Raw genomic sequence first — 21,706 nt, 5'->3', positions numbered from 1 at the left:
AGGAATTCCAAAGGTCTGCCTCGCGGCTCGTTGTCAGGAAAGGAACCCACCGTCCACATTCAACGCCACCCCCGTGGTGTAGCTGGACGCATCGCTGGCCAGGTACAACACCGCGCCGGCCATTTCGCTCGGGTCGGCCACGCGCTTGAGGGGAATCTGCGCCAGGGCGGTTTTGAGGATGGCATCGTTCTTGACCAGCGCTGAGGCAAACTTGGTATCGGTCAGGCCCGGCAGGAGGGCGTTGCAGCGGATGCCGAACTGCGCGCATTCCTTGGCGAAGACCTTGGTCATGTTGATCACCGCGGCCTTGGTGACCGAGTAGATGCCCTGAAAGATTCCCGGGGAAATGCCGTTGATCGACGCCACGTTGATGATGCTGCCGCCACCGTTTTCGCGCATCAGCTTGCCGGCCTCCACCGACATGAAGAAATAGCCGCGAATGTTCACGTCCACGGTTTTCTGGAACGCGCCCAGGTCGGTGTCCAGCACGTTGCAGAATTGCGGGTTGGTGGCGGCGTTATTCACCAGGATATCCAGACGCCCGAACTGTTCGCGGATGCCGGCGAACACCTGGCTGATCTGCTCCATTTCACCAATGTGACAGGCAATGGCGGTGGCCTTGCCGCCGGCAGCGATGATGGCGTCAGCGACATGCTGGCAACCATCGAGCTTGCGGCTGGAGACGATCACGTGGGCGCCTTGCTGGGCCAGCAGTTTGGCGATGGCTTCGCCGATGCCGCGGCTGGCGCCGGAAACGAAAGCGATCTTACCGTCGAGGTCGAACAACTGGGTCTTGGACATGCTGTTTCCTTGTTATAGGTGCGCTCAGAGCGTGGATTTGCTGATGACTTGCAGGCTCATCTGCTCCAGCAGCTTGTTCATCTGAACGAACTGCGCGAAGCGTTTGTCCTGGGTCTGGCCATGGAAAAAGCGGTAGTAGATCTGCTGGACGATACCGGCCAGGCGGAACAGTCCATAGGTGTAGTAGAAGTCGAAGTTGTCGATGCGAATCCCGGACCGTTCGGCGTAGTAATCGACGAACTCACGGCGGGTCAGCATGCCCGGCGCGTGGCTTGGCTGACGCCGCATCAGTTGCACGGGCGCCGGATCACCGGCTTCGATCCAGTACGCGAGGCTGTTGCCCAGGTCCATCAACGGATCGCCGAGGGTGGTCAGTTCCCAATCCAGCACGCCGATGATCTGCATCGGGTTGTCCGGGTCCAGGATGACATTGTCGAAGCGGTAGTCGTTGTGGACGATGCTCGATGTTGGATGATCGGCGGGCATCTTGTCGTTGAGCCAGGCCTTGACCGTCTCCCATTTCGGCGCATCGGGCGTCAAGGCCTTGTCGTAGCGGTCGCTCCAACCACGGATCTGCCGGGCCACGTAGCCCTCGGGCTTGCCCAGGTCGGCCAGGCCGCAAGCGGTGTAGTCGACGCGGTGCAGCTCGACAAGCCGGTCGATGAAGCTCTTGCACAATGCTTCGGTGCGGGCGGCGTCGAAGCCCAGTTCCGGTGGCAGCTCGGAGCGCAAAATGATGCCCTTGACCCGCTCCATCACGTAAAACTCGGCGCCCATCACCGACTCGTCGGTGCAATGGACGTAGGCTTTCGGGCAGTACGGAAAACCTTCACGCAATTGATTGAGGATGCGGAACTCACGGCCCATGTCGTGGGCCGATTTGGCCTTGTGACCGAACGGGGGCCGGCGCAGGACGAACTCCTGTTCGGGGTATTCGAGCAGGTACGTCAGGTTTGACGCGCCACCGGGAAACTGGCTGATCACCGGCGTGCCGGTCAAGCCAGGAATGTGGGCCTTGAGGTACGGGTCGATCAGGTTGGCATCGAGTTCTTCACCGTCGCGCACGCGGGTGGACTGATCAGTAACTGCCATGCTTATCCCTTCTGCTTATTTTGGAGGCCATCGATCATTGGCTAATCTAATGGCGTGCGACAGCCGTCACAAGCACGCCGGGGTCTTATAGGTTAGCGTGTTGCTGGGTGATCAGCGGATTTGATGAGCCGTGGTTGCGTCTGGCCTACCGGTCAACGCAAGCCTGCGCATCGGGTAGCTGCACTGGCGTCAGCACCGGCTTGCCGGAAAAGAACGCGTTCAGGTTCTCACCCACCAACTCCACCGTGGCGCGTGTCGCTTCCGGCGACAGGCCGGCCACGTGAGGCGTGAGCACGACATTGGGCAAGTGTTTCAGGGCGTCAGGCACTTCGGGCTCGTGATCGAACACATCCAGCGCAGCCCCGGCAATTCGCCGGTGTTCAAGGGCGCTGATGAGTTCGGTCGTGGCGACCACGCTGGCCCGGGCGATATTCACCAAGAAACCGTGGGGCCCGAGGGCATCGAGGGCTTGCTTGTTGATCAATTGGCGGGTGTCCAGGCCTCCGGGCGTGGCGACAATCAAGAAGTCCGACACCCTGGCGAGCTCGGTGGGGGTGGCGCAGAAGGCGTAGGGCACATCGCTGCGCACGCGACGGTTGTGGTAGCTGACCTTCATGTCGAAACCTAGGGCGGCCCGCTTGGCAATGGCCATGCCCACGGCGCCGAGCCCCAGGATGCCCAGGTGCTTGCCCGCGAGGGAAGGGCGCATGGTTCGCGGCCACTCGCCACGGCGCAGGGCCGCGTCGGATCGAGGCACATCGCGCACCAACGCCAGCAACAACGCCATGGCATGGTCGGCCACCGAGGAGGCATTGACCCCGGCACCGTTGGTGACGACGATGCCTCGCTCGCTGGCGGCTTGCAGGTCCACTTGCTCATAACCGGCGCCGATTACACAGATGATCCTGAGGTTGGGCAAAGCCGTCATTTCTTCAGCCGTCAAACCGAGGGGGCCACGGGTCAACACCGCGCTGAACCGGTCGCCGTGTTCGAAAATCGCTGTCTTGCGTTCGGCGGGCGTGGGCGCCAATTCCAAGTGATAACCCTGGCGCTCCAGGATTGGCAGGTATTCGTTGACGGTTTCAACCAGTACCAGAACGGTTGCGGTCATGCTGGGCTCCTGTAGGCGCTTTTCGATCATCGATATTCAACCTGATTGTAGGAGCCGGCGGGAGGGATGGCCTGGGCTTTTTTATGATCATTTGTCCTGCTGCGCTGTTCTTGTGGGGGCGAACTGGAAAACGCTGCTCCGCAGAACCGCTCCTCAGCTAAGTCTTTGCTTCTGCACGTTAATCCCGGACAATCGCGCCCCTGTTTCGGCCAGGGGCGCTGCCTGTCGGGTTTTTCCGACTCGTCCCGGCCGGGTGCATGTGACCGGAAAGCGGAGACCCGACCGGATGAATGATCAGGCCAACAGCGTCGAAGAGCGCTTTGAAACGACAGCCCCAGCCACCCTCAGCCAATGGAGTCGCCAAGACACGACCTGGATGCTGGGCCTGTTTGGCACCGCCATTGGTGCCGGCACGCTGTTCTTACCGATCAATGCCGGCCTTGGCGGTTTCTGGCCGCTGCTGGTGCTGGCGGTGCTGGCGTTCCCCATTACGTTCTATGCGCATCGGGGCTTGACCCGTTTTGTATTGTCCGGCCGCGACGGCGCGGACATCACCGAGGTGGTGGAGGAGCATTTCGGTATCAAGGCCGGTGCGCTGATCACGCTGTTGTACTTCCTCGCCATCTTCCCGATCTTGCTGATCTACAGCGTGGCGCTGACCAACACGGTCGGCAGTTTCCTGGAACACCAGCTGCACGTGCAGCCGCCGCCCCGGGCCTTGTTGTCGCTGATGCTCATCCTCGGCCTGCTGGCCGTGGTCCGCTGCGGCGAGCAGGTCATCGTCAAGGCCATGAGCCTGATGGTCTATCCCTTTATCGTGGCGCTGTTGTTTCTGGCGGTGTTCCTGGTGCCCCATTGGAACGGCGGGATCCTGAGCACGGCGTCGACGGTGCCGCAGCCTTCGGCGTTGCTGCATACCTTGTGGCTGGCGATTCCGGTGATGGTGTTCTCATTCAACCATTCGCCGATCATCTCGGCATTCGCAGTGGACCAGAAACGCCGCTACGGCAATGACGCTGAAAAGCGCAGTGCGCAGATCCTGTCGCGCGCCCATGTGCTGATGGTCGTAATGGTGCTGTTCTTCGTGTTCAGCTGCGTGCTGACCCTGTCCCCGGCACAACTGGCCGAGGCCAAGGCGCAGAACCTGTCGATCCTGTCGTACCTGGCCAACCACTTCAGCAACCCGACCATCGCCTTCGCGGCGCCGTTGATTGCTTTCGTGGCGATCGCCAAATCCTTCCTCGGGCATTACATCGGCGCCAGCGAAGGCCTCAAGGGCTTGATCGTCAAGAGCGGCCGCCGCCCAGCCCCCAAGACCCTGGACCGCCTCACGGCAGCGTTCATGCTGGTGGTGTGTTGGGTTGTCGCCACTCTCAACCCAAGCATCCTGGGCATGATCGAAACCCTGGGCGGCCCGGTGATCGCGGCGATTCTGTTCCTGATGCCGATGTACGCCATCCGCAAGGTCCCGGCCATGGCTCGTTATCGCGGACAAGCGTCGAATGTCTTTGTGGTGGCGGTGGGTTTGGTGGCGATTACTGCGTTGGTCTATTCCCTCTTGGCCTGACCTTTTTTTGTGGGAGCAAGCTTGCTCCGGGCGGCGTTCCGGCGAAAGCGGCGAGTCAGCTTTCATCAAATCCCAGGCATAAAAAAACGCCGCCCCTCGTGAGAGGGGCGGCGTTTTTAGGCGGGCGTCTTAAGCGTTACGCTTGGACGACCGGGATGTTGGCGTTTGCAGCCGCTTCACGGAACTCGGCGATCTGGTCGAAGCTCAGGTAGCGGTACACGTCCGCTGCCATGCTGTCGATCTTGCCGGCGTATTCCATGTACTCCTCGACGGTCGGCAGGCGACCCAGGATGGACGCTACGGATGCCAGTTCGGCCGAGGCCAGATAGACATTCGCGCCGTCACCCAGACGGTTCGGGAAGTTACGGGTCGAAGTCGACACCACGGTGGAGTTCGGCTCGACGCGTGCCTGGTTACCCATGCACAGCGAGCAGCCTGGCATTTCCATCCGAGCACCGGCCTTGCCGTAGATGCCGTAGTAGCCTTCTTCGGTCAGTTGGTGAGCGTCCATCTTGGTCGGTGGCGACAGCCACAGACGGGTTGGCAGCTGACCCTTGACCTGATCCAGCAGTTTGCCGGCAGCGCGGAAGTGACCGATGTTGGTCATGCACGAACCGATGAACACTTCGTCGATCTTCTCGCCAGCAACGCTGGACAACAGACGGGCGTCGTCCGGGTCGTTCGGCGCGCAGAGCACAGGCTCGCTGATGTCGGCCAGATCGATTTCGATGACTTCGGCGTATTCGGCGTCGGCATCGGCTTCCATCAGTTGCGGGTTGGCGATCCAGGCTTCCATTGCTTGGGCGCGACGTTCCAGGGTACGCGCATCGCCGTAGCCTTCGCCGATCATCCAGCGCAGCAGGGTGATGTTGGACTGCAGGTACTCGGTGATCGACTCTTTCGACAGCTTGATGGTGCAACCGGCAGCCGAACGTTCGGCCGAGGCGTCGGACAACTCGAACGCCTGCTCCAGGGTCAAGCCTTCCAGGCCTTCGATTTCCAGGATGCGGCCGGAGAAGGCGTTTTTCTTGCCTTTCTTCTCGACGGTCAGCAGACCGTTCTGGATAGCGAAGTAAGGAATGGCATGAACCAGGTCACGCAGGGTGATGCCAGGTTTCATCTTGCCTTTGAAGCGCACCAGGATCGATTCCGGCATGTCCAGCGGCATGACGCCGGTGGCAGCGGCGAACGCGACCAGGCCGGAACCGGCCGGGAACGAGATGCCCATCGGGAAACGGGTGTGCGAGTCGCCACCGGTGCCCACGGTGTCTGGCAGCAGCATGCGGTTGAGCCACGAGTGGATGATGCCGTCGCCCGGACGCAGGGAAACGCCGCCGCGGGTCATGATGAAATCAGGCAGGGTGTGGTGGGTGGTGACGTCGATCGGCTTTGGATAGGCCGCGGTGTGGCAGAAGGACTGCATCACCAGGTCAGCCGAGAAGCCCAGGCACGCCAGGTCTTTCAGTTCGTCACGGGTCATGGGACCTGTGGTGTCCTGGGAACCCACGGTGGTCATTTTCGGTTCGCAGTAGGTGCCAGGACGAACGCCTTGGCCTTCTGCCAGGCCGCAAGCCTTGCCGACCATCTTCTGCGCCAGGGTGAAACCCTTGGTGCTTTCAGCAGGCGCTTCAGGCTTCTTGAACAGGTCGAATGGTGGCAGGCCCAGTTCGGCGCGAGCCTTCTCGGTCAGGCCACGGCCGATGATCAGCGGAATGCGGCCACCAGCGCGGACTTCGTCCAACAGCACCGGGGTCTTCATTTCGAAGGTGGTGATGACTTCGTCGGTGCCGTGCTTGCAGACTTTGCCGGCGTGCGGGTACAGGTCGATCACGTCGCCCATGTTCATGTTCGACACGTCGAACTCGATCGGCAGTGCGCCGGCATCTTCCATGGTGTTGTAGAAGATCGGTGCGATCTTGCTGCCGAAGCAGAAACCGCCTGCGCGCTTGTTCGGCACGTAGGGAATGTCGTCGCCGAAGAACCACAGCACCGAGTTGGTGGCCGATTTACGCGAGGAGCCGGTACCCACCACGTCGCCGACGTAGGCGATCGGGAAGCCCTGGCCGCGCATTTCTTCGATCTGCTTCATCGGGCCGGTCTTGCCTTGCTCGTCCGGAACGATGCCGTCACGGGCCATTTTCAGCATGGCGAGGGCGTGCAGCGGGATGTCAGGACGCGACCAGGCGTCCGGGGCAGGGGACAGGTCGTCGGTGTTGGTTTCGCCGGTGACCTTGAACACGCGCAGGCTGATCTTGTCGGCCAGCACCGGGCGCTTCTTGAACCACTCGCCGTCAGCCCAGGATTGCAGCACGGCCTTGGCGTGAACGTTGCCGTTCTTGGCTTTTTCAGCCACGTCGTGGAAGGCGTCGAACATCAGCAGGGTGTGCTTGAGTTCTTCGGCGGCGACTGGCGCCAGCTCGGCGTCGTCCAGCAGCTCGACCAGGGTCACGATGTTGTAGCCACCCTGCATGGTGCCGAGCAGTTCTACAGCGCGCTTCTTGTCCAGCAGAGGGGATTGGGCCTGGCCCTTGGCCAGGGCGGACAGGAAGCCGGCCTTGACGTAGGCGGCTTCGTCGACGCCTGGCGGAACACGATTGGTGATCAGGTCAACGAGGAAGGCTTCTTCGCCAGCCGGAGGATTCTTCAGCAGCTCGATCAGGCCTGCGGTTTGTTCGGCGTTAAGCGGCTGGGGAACGATACCCAGGGCTGCACGCTCTTCGATATGTTTGCGGTAGGCTTCAAGCACAGTTATTACCCTCATCAGTGGTCCCAAATGGGTGTCCGGGACGCTCATCCAGAAACTCACGGCACTCATGCGCGACAGGGGCTTTTTGGGCCTCCACGCCAGAGTTGACGGAGTTCCTCACAGAAGCTGCTTTCAAAGTTTTACGCCTGCAGAACGGGGAGCTGATGAGGGTTGGCGTTGGGCTTTCCCCGCTGGAAAGACCCTTCGCCAACACCGCTCTGAAGGAACGACTGTGCTCGTGACGCTTTGAAAACAGCTTCTAACGGACATTGGCGCCTTAAAAGGCTGGCTGATTCTACGGGAAAAAAAAATTAAAGGTAAGTTGGGCTTCCAGGTTTGAGGGGTGATCAATCTTAGACAAAGGGCTAACATGCCCGTCTGTCCTGTTTTTGCGTGTGCGTTGCCTTATGCCCAACCAGCTCATCAAGACCCCCTGCGTCGGCCTCTGTTCCACTGTCTACGGTGACCTGGTCTGCCGTGGCTGCAAGCGGTTCCACCATGAAGTGATCCACTGGAACGGCTACAACGAGGAAGAAAAACGCGCGGTGTGGATGCGGCTCGAGCAACTGCTGGTGCAGGTAATGGTGGCGAAGCTGGAGGTTTTCGACCCGGCGTTGCTGCGTCAGCAACTGGAGGCGCGCAAGATCCGCTTCGTGCCGCACCAATCGGAATATTGCTGGGCCTATCAACTGATCGCCCGGGGCGCGCGGGTGATCAATAACCTGGAAGCGTACGGCATGGTCCTGTTGCCGGAGTTTCGCGATTGGGACCTGCCGGACCTGCGAGATGCCATTGATCGGGAATTCTTCCTCCTGTCCGAAGCGCATTACCAACGTTATATCGCGCCGGGGTTCCTCAAGGATGCGATGGACGGCTGACAGCCTGTCATTCGGACCAGATAGCTTTTGGCGAGGGAGCAAGCTCCCTCGCCACGGAAACTCGGCTGAATCCACAAAGCCTCAACCCTTGTACGCCAACTCCACCAAGTGGTCTTCGACTTCCTGTGGCTTGAGCACCAGCACATCGCTTTCCAGCGCATCGAGCACGGCTTCGGCGGTATTGCCGATCAACACGCCTGACAAGCCGGAGCGCGCCACGGTGCCAATCACGGTGACCGCGGCCTGAAGCTTGTGGGCCATGTAGGGAATCAATACGTCCGCCGGGCCTTCCTGGATGTGCAGATGCTGGTCATCGATGTCGAACTCGGCCTGGAACGCCCGGCATTGTTCGCGATAACGCGCTTCGATGGTTTCCTTGAGCTGGAAGGTCGGGTCGGCCGACGAGAGCATCGGTGACGGGTGGGCGCTAATTACATGCAGGTGCGCCTTGGCCAGGAGGGCAATGTCATAGCCGTGATCGATGATGGTCGAGTGCAGGTGACGATGCTCGCCATCGGCATTGCCGACATCGACTGCCGCCAGGATGACCCGGTCTTTCCAGGAACCGCACGTCTTGACCAGCAGCACCGGGGTCGGGCAATGGCGCAGCAACTTCCAGTCCGCCGGGGTCAGCAGGGCTTTTTTCAATGGGCTGTCCGGGAAGTGTTGCTTGATGACCAGGCCACAGCCTTCGGCCTGCTGCACGTCGATGATGGTTTCGTAAAGGCTTTCGTTCCAGGCCTGTTCGGTGGTGACGCTATAGCCGTCGGCCAGCAATGCGCTTTTCAGCACGCTGAGCAGGCCGGTATGATCGTGGTGTTTGTCGCATGCCAGCAGATGCAGATGAGCCTGGGTTACTCCGGCGATCAATTTGGCGCGCTTGAGCGCAAGGCTTTCCGAATGTTCGGGTTCGATGACCACCAGGATGCTGCGAATGGCTTGCATGATCGGCGTCTCCAGCAATAAAGAGGCATGGCGTTGCTCAACTATAGTTGCTATGGATGGCGCGTCGACTTGATGCATATCAATCGGTGTGACTGGTGGTCTGGAGGCAGGCCGGTATAATCGGCGCCCTTTGCTCGACTACCTTTTCCGTGAGCCCCATGATCCTTCCCGAAATTCACGAGTTCCTCGGCTGCCGCACCCCCGATGCCTGGGTCCAGGCTGCGCTGGCCGATCAGGAAACGCTGCTGATCGACCACAAGAACTGCGAGTTCAAGGCCGCCAGCACCGCCCTGAGCCTGATCGCCAAGTACCATTCCCATGTAGATTTGATCAACATGATGTCGCGCCTGGCCCGGGAAGAGTTGGTGCATCATGAGCAGGTCATGCGTCTGATGAAAAAACGCAAGGTAGGTCTTCGCCAGCTCTCTGCCGGGCGCTATGCCTCGGGCTTGCGCAAAGTGGTGCGCAGCCACGAGCCGGTGAAAGTGGTGGACACCCTGGTGGTCGGCGCCTTCATCGAAGCCCGCAGCTGCGAGCGATTCGAGGCGCTGGTGCCGCATCTGGACGAGGAACTCGGCAAATTCTATTTCGGCTTGCTGAAAAGTGAGGCCCGGCACTTCCAGGGTTATCTGAAGCTGGCTTATCAGTATGGAGACGCCAAGGACATCGCCCAGGTGATCGACAAGGTTCGCGAGGCCGAGCGCGAGCTGATCGAGTCGCCGGATGGGGAGTTCCGGTTTCACAGCGGCGTGCCGGCCTAACGGGTCAAACCCAACCGTTCATGCCACTGGGCAATCGATTCCTCGGGATATACCTCGAACTGCTGGTCGCCCGGATGCGCCTCGACTTCCACCCACGGCGCCTTGGAACCCAGCATCAGGTGGGTGTGCTCCGGCGGTACCGGCAACGGCGTGTCGATGGCTGAGGCAAACGGATGGATCAGCTCCGGCCACTCGGGGCTGAACAACCACAACCCCGAACCGCAAAGCGAACAGAAATGCCGTTCGGCGCTGCTGCGATGGGCGCGTTTATCGCCTTCATCCTTGAGTCGCGCATGGTAGACCGTGATGTGCTTGCGGCCTTGCACCTTGAGACTCTTCGCATCGCCCCCCAGGTTGACCGCAAAACCGCCGCCGCCCTGGGTCTTGTGACAGATCGAACAATAGCACCGCTGGTAAGGGTAGGGATGGGTGCTGTCCAGGCTGAACGAAACGGCGCCGCAATGGCAGGATCCTTCGAGGTGCATGGGGGGACCTCCGGTTAGGGACTGAATAATCTGGACAACCTCGATGGGGTGATGTTCTCAACTTTTAAGTTAATGCGCCGACGCCAGTGGAAGAGCTTGCCCGCGATGAACGATCATGCGGACTTGATTTTGGGCACCCGCCACAAATACCAAGCCGCCACCGTCCGATAAGGACTCCAGGCCTGGCCGATAGCGATGATCTGCCGGCGATTCGGCTGAGTCTCCAGACCTTTTAGCCGTCGATATCCTTCGCGAACCCCAAAGTCATCCGCCGGCAAGACATCCACTCGTTCCAGGCTGTAGATCAACAGCATCTCCACGGTCCAGCGCCCGACGCCGCGCAGGCTGACCAGGCGCTCGATCAGTGCTTCATCGTCCATGGCCCGGGCCGTGGCGTAATCCGGCACGATCCCATCCAGTGTCGCCTGGGCGATGCCCTGGAGGGTCGCGAGCTTGCTCGCGGAGAATCCGCAACTGCGCAGTAGCGTGCTGTCTGTTGCCAACAGTTGTTCGGGGGCGGGAAACGCGGCGGGGGCAAACAGCGCGACAAGCCGCCCGAGAATGGCGTCCCCGGCCTTGGCGTGCAGTTGTTGGTAGGCAATCGCCCGCACCAGTGCCTCATAGGGATCGCGGGCCGGCTTGGGTTGCAGCAGGCACGGGCCGACGGACGCGATGTGACGCCGCCAGTCTTCGTCAAGATTGGCCAGGAAAGTACTCGCTTCGTCGTAAGGCGTGCTCATCCGGATCTCTGTTCGGGGCTGATCAAAACGCCAAGGGCAACGAAACCTGCACCGCGGCTTTTTCCAGCCGCAACAAAAACGCCTTGCGCGGCTGGCCGCCACCGTAACCGGTCAGCGCGCCGTCCGCGCCGATCACCCGATGGCAGGGAATGACGATAGCCAGGCGATTCTGCCCGTTGGCCAAGCCCACGGCGCGGCTGGCGCCAGGGCTGCCCAGGGCACAGGCGACGGCGCCGTAGCTGCGGGTTTCGCCATAGGGGATCTTTTGCAGTTCGGCCCAGACCCGGACTGCAAAGGCGCTGCCAGGCATGTGCAGCGGCACGTGGAAAGTCGTTTGTTTGCCGGCGAAATAATCCGCCAGTTCGGTTTCGATCTGTTGCAAATGAGCGTTATGCCCCGGGGCGACCGTGTAGCCGTAGCGTTGCTGCAGTTCTTCCAATTCTTTGGTCAAGGCCGGGCGGTCGAGAAATTCCAGCAGCACCAGTCCGCGACGTTCGGCCATGGCCAGCATCGGCCCCAGAGGGGTTGTCAGTCGGGTGAACAGCAACGGTTCGCTGAGGCCGGCGCGGCCGGGGGTGATATGAAAAGACTTCACGAACGCATCACGAAAACCGCTCAGGGATTCATAGCCGGAATCGAACGCGGCGTTGTCGATCGAGGCGCCTTCCTTGATTCCGCCCAAGGCGATGCCCAGGCGCCGGGTGCGCAGGTAGGCGTGAAAAGTCATGCCGAAATGCTGTTTGAACCAGCGGCGCAGCTTCAGCGGTTCGATGCCCTGTTCGTGCAGCAGCGCATCGGTCCAGCGCACGTCGGGCCCGGCATCCACGGCTTTGAGCAGCGCCTGGATCCAGGCCGGTGCGATGGCCGCGGCATCCAATGGCTTGCAGCGCAGGCAGGCTCGATAGCCGGCCGACATGGCCTCGTCGGCGTGAGCGAAGAACTCCACGTTCTCCGGCTTCGGCTTGCGTGCCGTGCAGCTGGGACGACAGAAAATGCCGGTGGTCTTGACCGCGGTGAAAAACACCCCCTCGTAGGCGGTGTCTCGTTCGAGCATGGCGCGGACCATTTCGGCGTGGGGCGGGAGCAGCGAGTCTTGTAGGTTCATGGGAGGAGCATAGAACCGTGGCCCCAAGCCCTCCACCGAAAAATCGACAGTGAATTTGCCGATATCAATATTTCCAGAACACTGGCGTGAACAACACCAGCACCGTCAGGATCTCCAGGCGTCCCAGCAGCATGCCGAGGGTCAGCAGCCATTTCGCCGCGTCCGGCAGGGTCGAGAAGTTGCCGGCCGGGCCTATGATATTGCCCAGGCCCGGGCCGACGTTGCACACGGCGGTGGCGGCGCCGGTCAAGGCGGTCGTCCAATCCAGGCCGATCAGCGCGAGGCCCAGGGCGATGGCGCCGATGGTGATCGCGAAGAAGAACGAAAACGTCAGCAGCGAGCGAACGATTTCCTCGTCGATGGGGTGATTGTTGTACTTCTTCTGGATCACCGCCCGGGGGTGGATCAATTGCTTCAAGCTGCCCATCAACAGGACCTTGGCGACCTGAAACCGAAAGATCTTCAGGCCCCCGGCGGTGGACCCCGAACAGCCGCCGACGAACGTCAGGTAAAAGAACAGCAGCAGGGCGAAGCTGCCCCACAACGTGTAGTCCCCCAGGGCCACGCCAGTGGTTGTGACCACGGAGGTGACGTTGACCGCGACGATACGGACCGCGTCCCACCATGCATGGTCGCTGTTCAGGCTCAGCCAGGTGCCGACCGCGAGCCAGGTGACCACCAGAAAGCCTATGAATCCCCTGACTTGCTGGTCCTTGAGCAAGGCGCGCCGGTGGCCTCGCAATGTCGCCACATACAGCGTGAAGGGCAGCGACCCCGCCATCATGACCACCACCGACACCCAATGGACCGCCGGTTGCGGCCAATGGGCGAGGGACGCATCGGAGGTGGAGAATCCTCCGGTGGAAATCAGCGACATCGCATGGTTGATCGCCTCGAAAGGCGTCATGCCGGCAAGCCACAGCGCCAACGTCGAGAGCGCGGTCAAGCCTACGTAGATCCACAGGATGTAGTTGGCCGCGACATGCGAGCGCGGCGTGACTTTCTCCGACCAATCCGAAGATTCGGTCTGGAACAGCCGCATGCCACCGACCCGCAATAACGGCAGGACCGCCACGGCCATGCCGATAAAGCCGATTCCACCGAGCCAGTGCAGCATCGAGCGCCATATCAACAGGCCGGGCGATGCCGTGTCCAAACCGGTCAGGATGGTCGAGCCGGTGGTGGTGATGCCGGACATGGTCTCGAAAAACGCATCGGTGTAGCTGATGTGCTGAATGAGCACCATTGGCAGGGCGGCGAACGCACAGACGAATACCCAACTGGCGGTGGTCAGCAGGTACATTTCCCGGGGCCGCATCTGGGCCTGTTCCGGTCTTCCACGGGCGACCAGTGCCACACCGCAGACAAAAGTGATCAGGCTCGACCAGAGAAACGCCGACAAGTCATCGTTGCGCTCGTAGAACATCAGCGCGAACAGCGGAATCGCCATGCTGACCGCGAGGGTGATCAGGAAAATCCCAAGGATGAAACCGATGAGACGCAGAACCGCTATGGACATGGATAACGCCTGATTCAAAAGCTGCACAGTATCGATTTGGCGAGTCGGTCAGCGCGTAAAGTTTGCGTAAAAAAAGAAGCGGGCGTGCTTGATGACGAAGGCAGTTTTCTTCAATACCCGTGCGGGCAACCCGTTTAACTTGGGGCCTCTTTCCTCAAACGAAGAAGATATGTGATGAGCTTGATATTATCCATGGCGACCTTTGCGCTGGTCGCGTCCATTACGCCGGGCCCGGTCAATATCGTGGCCCTCAGTTCCGGCGCTCGGTACGGTTTGCGCGCCACCTTGCGCCACGTCGCCGGCGCCACCCTGGGGTTTGTCCTGCTGCTGGTCTTGATGGGGTTGGGGTTGCACGAAGTCTTGCAGCGCTGGCCGGGGCTCACCCGCGTGGTGCAACTGGCGGGGGTGGCGTTCCTGTTGTTCATGGCCTGGAAGCTGGCGATGGACAACGGCGAGCTGGGTGAGCGGGACGAAGGGCGCGCGCCGTCGATGATCTACGGCGCACTGATGCAGTGGCTCAACCCCAAGGCCTGGCTGGCCTGCGTGGCGGGGATGGGCGCTTTCGTCGCCGATGGCGAGGCATCGCTGGTGTGGCAGTTCGCGGCGATCTATTTGGTGATCTGCTACCTGTCCGTGGGCTGCTGGGCATACGCCGGCAGCTTCCTGCGTACCTGGCTGGGGAATCCGGTGACCATGCGCCTGTTCAATCGGGCGATGGCGGCGTTGCTGGTGGCGAGCGCGGTGTATCTGTTGTTGCCGTGAGCAACCCGTCCTTGGGGTTGGAACGCTGTCGTGGCGAGGGAGCTCGCTCCCGCTCGACTGCGCAGCGGTCGCTTGGAATCGAGGGCTACTCCGTAGCCCAGCGGGAGCAAGCTCCCTCGCCACGGGACGGGGCAGTGTCAGCCTCGGTATTGCCCGGGCGTGGCGGCCAGGTGTTGCTTGAATGCCCGTTGGAAATGCGCCTGGTCGGCAAAACCGCTTTGCAGCGCGACATCGGCAATCAACTTGCCCTCGCGCAATTGGCGACGGGCGAATTGGATCCGGCGATTGATCAGGAAAGCGTGGGGCGTCATACCGTAGTGACGCTTGAAGGCCCGGCTCAAGTAGGACGGCGAGAGCTGTGCAAACGCGCAGATATCCTCGAGCTTGAGGGCTTCGGTGCAATGGTCATGGATGAACTGCGCGGCCCGCATCAAAGCAGGGTGACTGCCCCGGTCCGGGCGCCCGGCCGGATTGAGCCGATGCTGGAGGTCGGTGAAAAACGCCTCGACGGCATCTTTTTTGGCGCGGGTATCGACCTGTTCATCCACCAGTATTTCGTAGAGCGCACACAGGCCGGAGAAAAGCGCGGCATCGCGGCTGTGGGTGGTGTCGAACGCCTGGAACTCCATGGACGGATCAAAGCCGATCCGCCGTTGCAGGTCCCTTAGCCATTGGGTATCGACATACAGCATCACGTAGGACCAGGGTTGATTGTCGATGGGATTGCAGGCGTGGACGTCGCCAGGATTCATCAGCACCACCGTGCCACCCTCGACCTGGAAGCTCGACTGCTCATGCAGATACGTGCTGCGCCCGGCGGTGATCGCACCGATCGAGAAATGGTCGTGGGAGTGACGCGAATAACAGACCTTGCGCCCATCGGCGATGGCCCGGGCTTCGATGAAAGGCAGCGCCGCGTCGTGCCAGAAACGTGGGGCAGCGTCATGGTTGGCGGGCTTCATCGGTTGATGTCCTGTTTTATTGGCTGTGCCTGAGTGTATTCGCCTGCGCCCAAAAATGCCCGTTCGAGATCGGTGCGGGTCTGGACTGGGTTGCAAGTTCGTTCCACAGATAATGTGCAGAGCAAAAAAACGCCGCTTGACCTTTCTAGGCCAAGCGGCGTTTTTGTGCAACTGAAGGGCGTATGGATGCTCATCCAAGAGGCATCTGCAAAGGAGGTCGCGGCCCGTTCTAGAGGTGGCCACGTAGGACGGTGAGTTTTGCACAAAGCGCCACGTTGCCAGTCGGCGCAACGCTATAAATATGTACCGCACGAGGGGCACCTGGAATGCGCAAGATGGGTTTTGCATTCCGTAATGCTGAGTCAAAACCGCAGCATTACAACTATTTGACTTGGTTAGGTGCCTCCATGAACAACGAACTCCCCCTGACATATGTTTATCCCGAAACATACGGCACGTCACGCGGAAGCGGGAGAGGCCTTCCTTCCCCTGCTCCAATGGCGATGATTGGGAAAATGATCCAAGAGCGCAACGTGGCGTACGAACGGGGTCATTGGCCTCAGATGCTGGGCCGCCATCTTGTAGCGATGCGTAATAATTCACCTGTCCGGTATGGACTGGACGGGATAATCATTGGTGAATTGAAGGTCGCACATGGCGCTGATTTATTGGTGCTGAGAAACCCCAAGCTCGACACCGCCAGCGCCTGGAAGCTCGGGATAAAGGAGGGGGCGAAAATCAAAAATACGGAACAGCTGGCGACCGAACAGGAGTTTTCTGGAGGCGTTTTCACTCCTTTCAAAGCTATAAGCCACTGGCTACTCGGAAAAGGCAAACCTGTCAGCGTTCGACTCGACAGAACTGGTATCAGCCCTGCGCCGAAAAAAATTCCTGATTTAATGGCGATTATCAACACGGCAGGAATTGGAGTAACCACCGTTAATCTAAGGGTTCCTTACTCCACGGCTCAGGACTCGAATATCGCGAGGATCTATCTCGGAAACATCACGCTTCAAATTACCGGTAAGGTAATCCGTAACACATCGGGTAGCCTTAAATTCACCGGTACTGCCAAGGCTTTTTCGGATCGCTACGACGCGAACGCCAGCAATCATCGTGGGGTATTTGATGAAAAAGCGACGACTGCGCTGCGCCAGGTGGGGCGAGTTGCCCGAGCGCAGGATTATGAAATACGAATGACTGGCGAGCTTCCCATTGATTTCTCAAGGTAATCCTCGATGATGCGCGAAGAGAAGAGACTGGCGGGAGCTATCTTTTGCATGGTGGCAGCGTGTGCGGCGCTGTTTTTATTCCCGGCGGACACTGTGATGGAGAACCCTGGGAATCCCAACGATACCCTAGGTGTTCCGGCAGTTGCGATGTACCTGGTTGTGTTGATCGTGCTGACCGCGACGTCTGCCGCCCTGACGGGGCTAGGCAGTTTTGCCCAACAGTTTTTAACGCGACGGTCTTTCACGCTGCGTATTGGGGTGTATGCGTTTGCCAATGCTCCCCTTTTTGTAACGTCACTCTTGGGGGCGTTGGTCTCCTTGGCCTACTTGTATGACGCGGTATCCGGGGTGTTGGCGGCATTGTTGTTTCTGCTTTCCTTCGCCTTGCTGCTGCTGGCCAGTCCACGAAGATTGAATTGAAAACGCCGCTTGACCTTTCCAGGTCAAGCGGCGTTTTTGTTGCAACGCGAAGATTATTCTTCGATGTTGCCCATGGCGGTGGTGTTGAAGCCGCCGTCCACGTACATGATTTCACCGCTGATGCCCGACGCCAGGTCAGAGCACAGGAAGGCGCCGGCGTTGCCGACTTCTTCGATGGTGACGTTGCGACGCAGCGGGGTTTGCGCTTCGTTGGCGGCCAGCATCTTGCGGAAATTCTTGATGCCGGAAGCGGCGAGGGTGCGGATCGGGCCGGCCGATACGCAGTTCACGCGGGTGCCGTCCGGGCCCAGGGAGCCGGCCAGGTAGCGAACGCCCGCTTCCAGGGAGGCCTTGGCCATCCCCATGACGTTGTAGTTCGGCATGGTGCGCTCGGCGCCCAGGTACGACAGGGTCAGCAGGCTGCCGTTGCGGCCTTTCATCATTTCACGGCCGGCTTTGGCCAGGGCCACGAAGCTGTAGGCGCTGATGTCGTGGGCGATGCGGAAGCCTTCGCGGGTGGTGGCTTCGGTGAAGTCGCCGTCCAACTGGTCGCCCGGGGCGAAGCCCACGGAGTGCACGATGCAGTCCAGGCCATCCCACTTCTTGCTTAGTTCTTCGAAGACCTTGGCGATTTCTTCATCGCTGGCCACGTCGCATGGGAAGCACAGCTCCGGGCTCGAACCCCAGCCTTGCGCGAACTCTTCGACACGACCCTTGAGTTTGTCGTTCTGATAAGTGAAGGCAAGCTCAGCGCCCTCGCGATGCATGGCGGCAGCGATGCCGGATGCGATGGACAGCTTGCTGGCGACACCGACGATCAGTACGCGCTTACCGGCGAGAAAACCCATGTGTTGCTCCTCTTTCAGGTTATTCGGCAGTTGTTGGGGCCAGGAAGGCGGCCTCCAGCAACTGCTGTGTATAGGGGTGTTGCGGCGCGGCGAATATGCTGCGGGCATCACCTTGTTCGACCACTTGGCCATGCTTGACCACCATCAGCTGGTGGCTCAGCGCTTTGACGACAGCCAGGTCATGGCTGATAAACAGGTACGTCAGGTTGTACTTGGTTTGCAGCGACCGCAACAGCTCCACCACCTGGCGTTGCACGGTACGGTCCAGGGCCGACGTCGGCTCATCCAGCAGAATCAACGCCGGCTTGAGCACCAGGGCCCGGGCAATGGCGATGCGCTGCCGTTGCCCTCCGGAAAATTCATGGGGGTAGCGGTTCCGGGTTTCCGGGTCCAGGCCTACCTCCTTCAATGCCGCGATTATCGCTTGTTCCTGTTCTGCCGGGGTGCCGATCTTGTGGATCCGCAACCCCTCGCCGACGATCTGGCTCACACACATCCGTGGGCTCAGGCTGCCGAACGGGTCCTGAAACACCACTTGCATCTCCCGGCGCAGCGGCCGGACCTGCTGCTGTGACAGGCAGTCGAGCTGCTGGCCCTCGAAGCGGATCGCGCCCTGGCTGCCGATCAACCGCAAGATCGCCAGCCCCAGGGTCGACTTTCCGGAACCACTTTCGCCGACGATGCCCAAGGTCTGGCCCTGGGGCAGGCTGAAGCGGATTCCGTCCACCGCCTTGATGTAATCCACCGTACGCTTGAACACGCCTTTCTTGATCGGGAACCAGACTTTCAGGTCCTCGACCTGCAACAGCGGCGGGCCGACGACGTTGTTTGCCGGGTTGCCGCTGGGCTCGGCGGCCAGTAATTCCCGAGTGTACGGATGTTGCGGCGCGCGGAACAACTCTGCGCACGATGCCTGTTCGACGATGCAACCGCGCTGCATGACACATACGCGATGCGCAATTCTTCGCACCAGGTTCAAATCGTGGCTGATAAGCAGCAGCGACATGCCCAGGCGTGCTTGCAAATCCTTGAGCAGTTCGAGGATTTTCAGCTGCACGGTGACGTCCAGCGCGGTGGTCGGTTCGTCGGCGATCAGCAGTTCCGGCTCATTGGCCAAGGCCATGGCGATCATCACCCGTTGCCGCTGGCCACCGGACAGTTCATGGGGCAGGGCCTTGAGGCGCTTGTGCGGATCAGGAATGCCGACCAGCTCCAACAGTTCAAGGGAGCGGCGGGTAGCGACCTTGCCAGTCAGGCCCTTGTGGATGCCGAGCACTTCGTTGAGCTGTTTTTCGATGCAGTGCAAGGGATTCAGCGACGTCATCGGCTCTTGGAAAATCATCGCGATCCGGTTGCCGCGAATATGGCGGATGGTTTTTTCCTTCAGGCCCAATAGGTCCTGGCCCGCGTACTGGATGGTTCCGGTGGGATGATGGGCCAGCGGATAGGGCAGCAAGCGCAGGATGGAGTGGGCCGTCACGGACTTGCCCGAACCGCTTTCGCCCACCAGGGCCAGGGTTTCGCCTCGCTTGATGTCGAAGCTGACGCCTTCGACCACCCGCTGGCGGCGTTCGCCGAGGACGAACTCCACCGCCAGGTCGCGTACTTCGATCAGATTGTCCTGGTTCATTTCACTTCCTCGGATCGAAGGCATCGCGAGCGGATTCGCCGATGAACACCAGCAGGCTCAGCATGATCGCCAGTACGGCGAACGCGCTGATGCCCAGCCACGGCGCCTGGAGGTTGGACTTGCCCTGGGCTACCAGCTCGCCCAGGGAAGGCGCGCCCGCCGGCAGGCCGAAGCCGAGAAAATCCAGGGCGGTGAGGGTGCCGATGGCGCCGGTGAGGATGAACGGCATGAACGTCATGGTCGAGACCATGGCGTTGGGCAGGATGTGGCGGAACATGATCGCGCCGTTCTGCATGCCCAATGCGCGAGCGGCGCGCACGTATTCCAGATTGCGGCCGCGCAGGAACTCGGCGCGCACGACGTCCACCAGGCTCATCCAGGAAAACAGCAGCATGATGCCCAGTAGCCACCAGAAGTTGGGCTGGACGAAACTGGCGAGGATGATCAGCAGGTACAGCACCGGCAACCCGGACCAGATCTCCAGGAAGCGCTGGCCGGCCAGGTCCACCCAGCCACCGTAGAAACCCTGCAGGGCACCGGCGATCACCCCGATGATCGAGCTGAGCACCGTCAGCGTCAGGGCAAACAGCACCGAGATACGAAAACCGTAGATCACCCGCGCCAGCACATCGCGCCCCTGGTCATCGGTACCGAGCCAGTTCACCGAGGAGGGCGGCGCCGGTGCCGGGACTTTCAGGTCGTAGTTGATGCTCTGGTAGCTGAACGGAATCGGTGCCCACACCACCCAGGCGTCCTTGGCGGCCAGCAGCTCACGGATGTACGGGCTCTTGTAGTTGGCCTCCAGCGGGAATTCGCCGCCAAAGGTGGTCTCGGGGTAGCGCTTTAGGGCCGGGAAATACCAGCCGCCGTCGTAATGCACCACCAGCGGTTTGTCGTTGGCGATCAGCTCGGCGCCCAGGCTCAGCACGAACAGCACCAGGAACAGCCACAGCGACCACCAGCCGCGCTTGTTGGCCTTGAACAGTTCGAAACGGCGGCGATTGAGAGGGGACAGGTTCATCTCAATGCTCCCGGCTTTCGAAATCGATGCGCGGATCGACGAAGGTGTAGGTCAGGTCGCCAATCAATTTCACCACCAGCCCCAGCAAGGTGAAGATGAACAGTGTGCCGAATACCACGGGGTAGTCGCGGTTGATCGCGGCTTCGAAACTCATCAGGCCCAGGCCGTCGAGGGAGAAGATCACTTCCACCAGCAGCGAGCCGGTGAAGAAAATGCCAATGAAGGCCGAAGGAAAGCCGGCGATCACCAACAACATTGCGTTGCGAAACACATGGCCATACAGCACGCGGTTGCGGGTCAGGCCCTTGGCCTTGGCGGTGACCACATACTGCTTGTTGATTTCATCGAGGAAGCTGTTCTTCGTCAGCAGCGTCATGGTGGCGAAGTTGCCGATCACCAGCGCGGTCACTGGCAAGGCCAGGTGCCAGAAATAGTCGAGGATCTTGCCGCCCAGGGTCAGTTCATCAAAGTTGTTGGATGTCAGCCCACGCAGCGGGAACCAGTCGAAATAGCTGCCGCCGGCAAACACCACGATCAACAGGATGGCAAACAGGAACGACGGGATCGCATAGCCGACGATGATCGCCGAACTGGTCCACACATCGAAATGACTGCCGTGCCGCGTCGCCTTGGCGATCCCCAGGGGGATGGACACCAGGTACATGATCAGTGTGCTCCATAGCCCGAGGGAGATGGACACGGGCATCTTTTCCTTGATCAGGTCAATGACCTTGGCGTCGCGGAAGAAACTGTCACCGAAGTCCAGGCGGGCGTAGTTCTTGATCATGATCCACAGGCGCTCCGGGGCGGACTTGTCGAAGCCGTACATGCGCTCGATTTCCTTGACCAGCGCCGGGTCCAGGCCCTGGGCGCCGCGGTAAGAGGAGGAACCTGCCACCGATACCTCGGCACCGCCGCCAGCGATGCGGCTGGTGGCGCCTTCGAACCCTTCGAGCTTGGCGATCATTTGCTCCACCGGGCCGCCGGGCGCGGCCTGGATGATGACGAAGTTGATCAGCAGGATGCCGAACAGCGTCGGGATGATGAGCAACAGCCGCCGAAAAATATAAGCCAGCATCGG

General features: G+C 60.6%; 20 protein-coding genes. 6 read left to right on the top strand and 14 right to left on the bottom strand.

The genetic code is table 11. The features are described 5' to 3' along the window. Window positions 1-33: 33 nt before the first annotated feature. From J3P76_RS14360 to J3P76_RS14350, 3 genes are all read right to left on the bottom strand, one after another. Complete coding sequence (locus J3P76_RS14360; protein ID WP_003180553.1) at window positions 34-801, bottom strand: SDR family oxidoreductase; 768 nt, start codon at window positions 799-801, stop codon at window positions 34-36. A gap of 24 nt (window positions 802-825) precedes the next feature. Next, window positions 826-1,893 (bottom strand): phosphotransferase family protein, encoded by a 1,068-nt coding sequence (locus tag J3P76_RS14355; protein ID WP_434611075.1) that lies wholly within the window; start codon window positions 1,891-1,893, stop codon window positions 826-828. A 145-nt stretch (window positions 1,894-2,038) separates the two neighbouring features. Beyond that, the gene (locus J3P76_RS14350) at window positions 2,039-3,004 is read right to left on the bottom strand and encodes a 2-hydroxyacid dehydrogenase (protein WP_420766579.1); all 966 of its coding nucleotides are present in this window, start codon (window positions 3,002-3,004) and stop codon (window positions 2,039-2,041) included. A 286-nt stretch (window positions 3,005-3,290) separates the two neighbouring features. Between J3P76_RS14350 and J3P76_RS14345 the strand changes: the two genes are divergently transcribed. After that, the gene (locus tag J3P76_RS14345; RefSeq protein ID WP_434700867.1) at window positions 3,291-4,571 is read left to right on the top strand and encodes a serine/threonine transporter; all 1,281 of its coding nucleotides are present in this window, start codon (window positions 3,291-3,293) and stop codon (window positions 4,569-4,571) included. Window positions 4,572-4,707: 136 nt separating this feature from the next. On the opposite strand, the gene acnB is transcribed toward J3P76_RS14345, so the two are convergent. Next, entirely contained in the window at window positions 4,708-7,317 is a 2,610-nt protein-coding gene (gene acnB, locus J3P76_RS14340) for a bifunctional aconitate hydratase 2/2-methylisocitrate dehydratase (protein WP_249877324.1), read from the bottom strand. Window positions 7,318-7,724: 407 nt separating this feature from the next. Here acnB and J3P76_RS14335 point away from each other — a divergent pair, with 407 nt between their 5' ends. Then, entirely contained in the window at window positions 7,725-8,195 is a 471-nt protein-coding gene (locus J3P76_RS14335; RefSeq protein ID WP_420766577.1) for a DUF1289 domain-containing protein, read from the top strand. Window positions 8,196-8,276: 81 nt separating this feature from the next. Here the strand turns inward: J3P76_RS14335 and J3P76_RS14330 are convergent, their stop codons facing one another. Next, window positions 8,277-9,140, bottom strand: coding sequence for a universal stress protein (locus J3P76_RS14330; RefSeq protein WP_434611078.1), 864 nt, complete (start codon window positions 9,138-9,140; stop codon window positions 8,277-8,279). 158 nt (window positions 9,141-9,298) lie between these two features. Between J3P76_RS14330 and J3P76_RS14325 the strand changes: the two genes are divergently transcribed. Further along, a complete protein-coding gene (locus J3P76_RS14325) occupies window positions 9,299-9,901 on the top strand; it encodes a tRNA-(ms[2]io[6]A)-hydroxylase (RefSeq protein WP_434700866.1) in 603 nt (200 codons plus the stop codon). Here the strand turns inward: J3P76_RS14325 and J3P76_RS14320 are convergent. From J3P76_RS14320 to J3P76_RS14305, 4 genes are all read right to left on the bottom strand, one after another. Continuing rightward, entirely contained in the window at window positions 9,898-10,386 is a 489-nt protein-coding gene (locus J3P76_RS14320; protein WP_434611080.1) for a GFA family protein, read from the bottom strand. The genes J3P76_RS14325 and J3P76_RS14320 overlap by 4 nt on opposite strands. 113 nt (window positions 10,387-10,499) lie before the next feature. Beyond that, a complete protein-coding gene (locus J3P76_RS14315) occupies window positions 10,500-11,126 on the bottom strand; it encodes a DNA-3-methyladenine glycosylase family protein (protein WP_434563721.1) in 627 nt (208 codons plus the stop codon). 22 nt (window positions 11,127-11,148) lie between these two features. Beyond that, the gene (locus J3P76_RS14310; RefSeq protein WP_434611083.1) at window positions 11,149-12,231 is read right to left on the bottom strand and encodes a bifunctional transcriptional activator/DNA repair enzyme AdaA; all 1,083 of its coding nucleotides are present in this window, start codon (window positions 12,229-12,231) and stop codon (window positions 11,149-11,151) included. A gap of 64 nt (window positions 12,232-12,295) precedes the next feature. Further along, window positions 12,296-13,750, bottom strand: coding sequence for a TrkH family potassium uptake protein (locus J3P76_RS14305; RefSeq protein WP_434611085.1), 1,455 nt, complete (start codon window positions 13,748-13,750; stop codon window positions 12,296-12,298). Between the two features lie 174 nt (window positions 13,751-13,924). On the opposite strand from J3P76_RS14305, the gene J3P76_RS14300 reads away from it, so the two are divergent. After that, on the top strand, window positions 13,925-14,512 hold the full coding sequence (locus J3P76_RS14300) for a LysE family translocator (protein ID WP_420766570.1): 588 nt from the start codon (window positions 13,925-13,927) through the stop codon (window positions 14,510-14,512). 137 nt (window positions 14,513-14,649) lie between these two features. Here J3P76_RS14300 and J3P76_RS14295 read toward each other — a convergent pair whose 3' ends face one another. Then, window positions 14,650-15,474, bottom strand: a complete 825-nt coding sequence (locus J3P76_RS14295; RefSeq protein WP_434563727.1) for an AraC family transcriptional regulator — start codon at window positions 15,472-15,474, stop codon at window positions 14,650-14,652. A 407-nt stretch (window positions 15,475-15,881) separates the two neighbouring features. Here J3P76_RS14295 and J3P76_RS14290 point away from each other — a divergent pair, with 407 nt between their 5' ends. Continuing rightward, complete coding sequence (locus J3P76_RS14290) at window positions 15,882-16,706, top strand: lipid II-degrading bacteriocin (RefSeq protein WP_434628476.1); 825 nt, start codon at window positions 15,882-15,884, stop codon at window positions 16,704-16,706. Between the two features lie 6 nt (window positions 16,707-16,712). Further along, entirely contained in the window at window positions 16,713-17,126 is a 414-nt protein-coding gene (locus J3P76_RS14285; RefSeq protein ID WP_434611090.1) for a hypothetical protein, read from the top strand. Window positions 17,127-17,179: 53 nt separating this feature from the next. Here the strand turns inward: J3P76_RS14285 and fabI are convergent, their stop codons facing one another. Genes fabI through J3P76_RS14265 form a run of 4 tightly spaced genes read right to left on the bottom strand, consistent with a single transcriptional unit; the run spans window position 17,180 to window position 21,703 of the window. Further along, on the bottom strand, window positions 17,180-17,974 hold the full coding sequence (fabI, locus tag J3P76_RS14280) for an enoyl-ACP reductase FabI (protein ID WP_003202751.1): 795 nt from the start codon (window positions 17,972-17,974) through the stop codon (window positions 17,180-17,182). A gap of 19 nt (window positions 17,975-17,993) precedes the next feature. Beyond that, window positions 17,994-19,604, bottom strand: coding sequence for an ABC transporter ATP-binding protein (locus J3P76_RS14275; RefSeq protein WP_434700865.1), 1,611 nt, complete (start codon window positions 19,602-19,604; stop codon window positions 17,994-17,996). A 1-nt stretch (window position 19,605) separates the two neighbouring features. Then, the gene (locus J3P76_RS14270; RefSeq protein WP_434563729.1) at window positions 19,606-20,625 is read right to left on the bottom strand and encodes an ABC transporter permease; all 1,020 of its coding nucleotides are present in this window, start codon (window positions 20,623-20,625) and stop codon (window positions 19,606-19,608) included. Window position 20,626: 1 nt separating this feature from the next. Then, entirely contained in the window at window positions 20,627-21,703 is a 1,077-nt protein-coding gene (locus tag J3P76_RS14265) for a microcin C ABC transporter permease YejB (protein ID WP_420766566.1), read from the bottom strand. Window positions 21,704-21,706 lie beyond the last annotated feature (3 nt).

The sequence above is a fragment of the Pseudomonas sp. D1-36 genome (assembly GCF_051132205.1).
Lineage (GTDB): Bacteria > Pseudomonadota > Gammaproteobacteria > Pseudomonadales > Pseudomonadaceae > Aquipseudomonas.
Note: the sequence above shows the minus strand (reverse complement) of the source record. Positions and strands in the feature narration are given on the sequence as shown.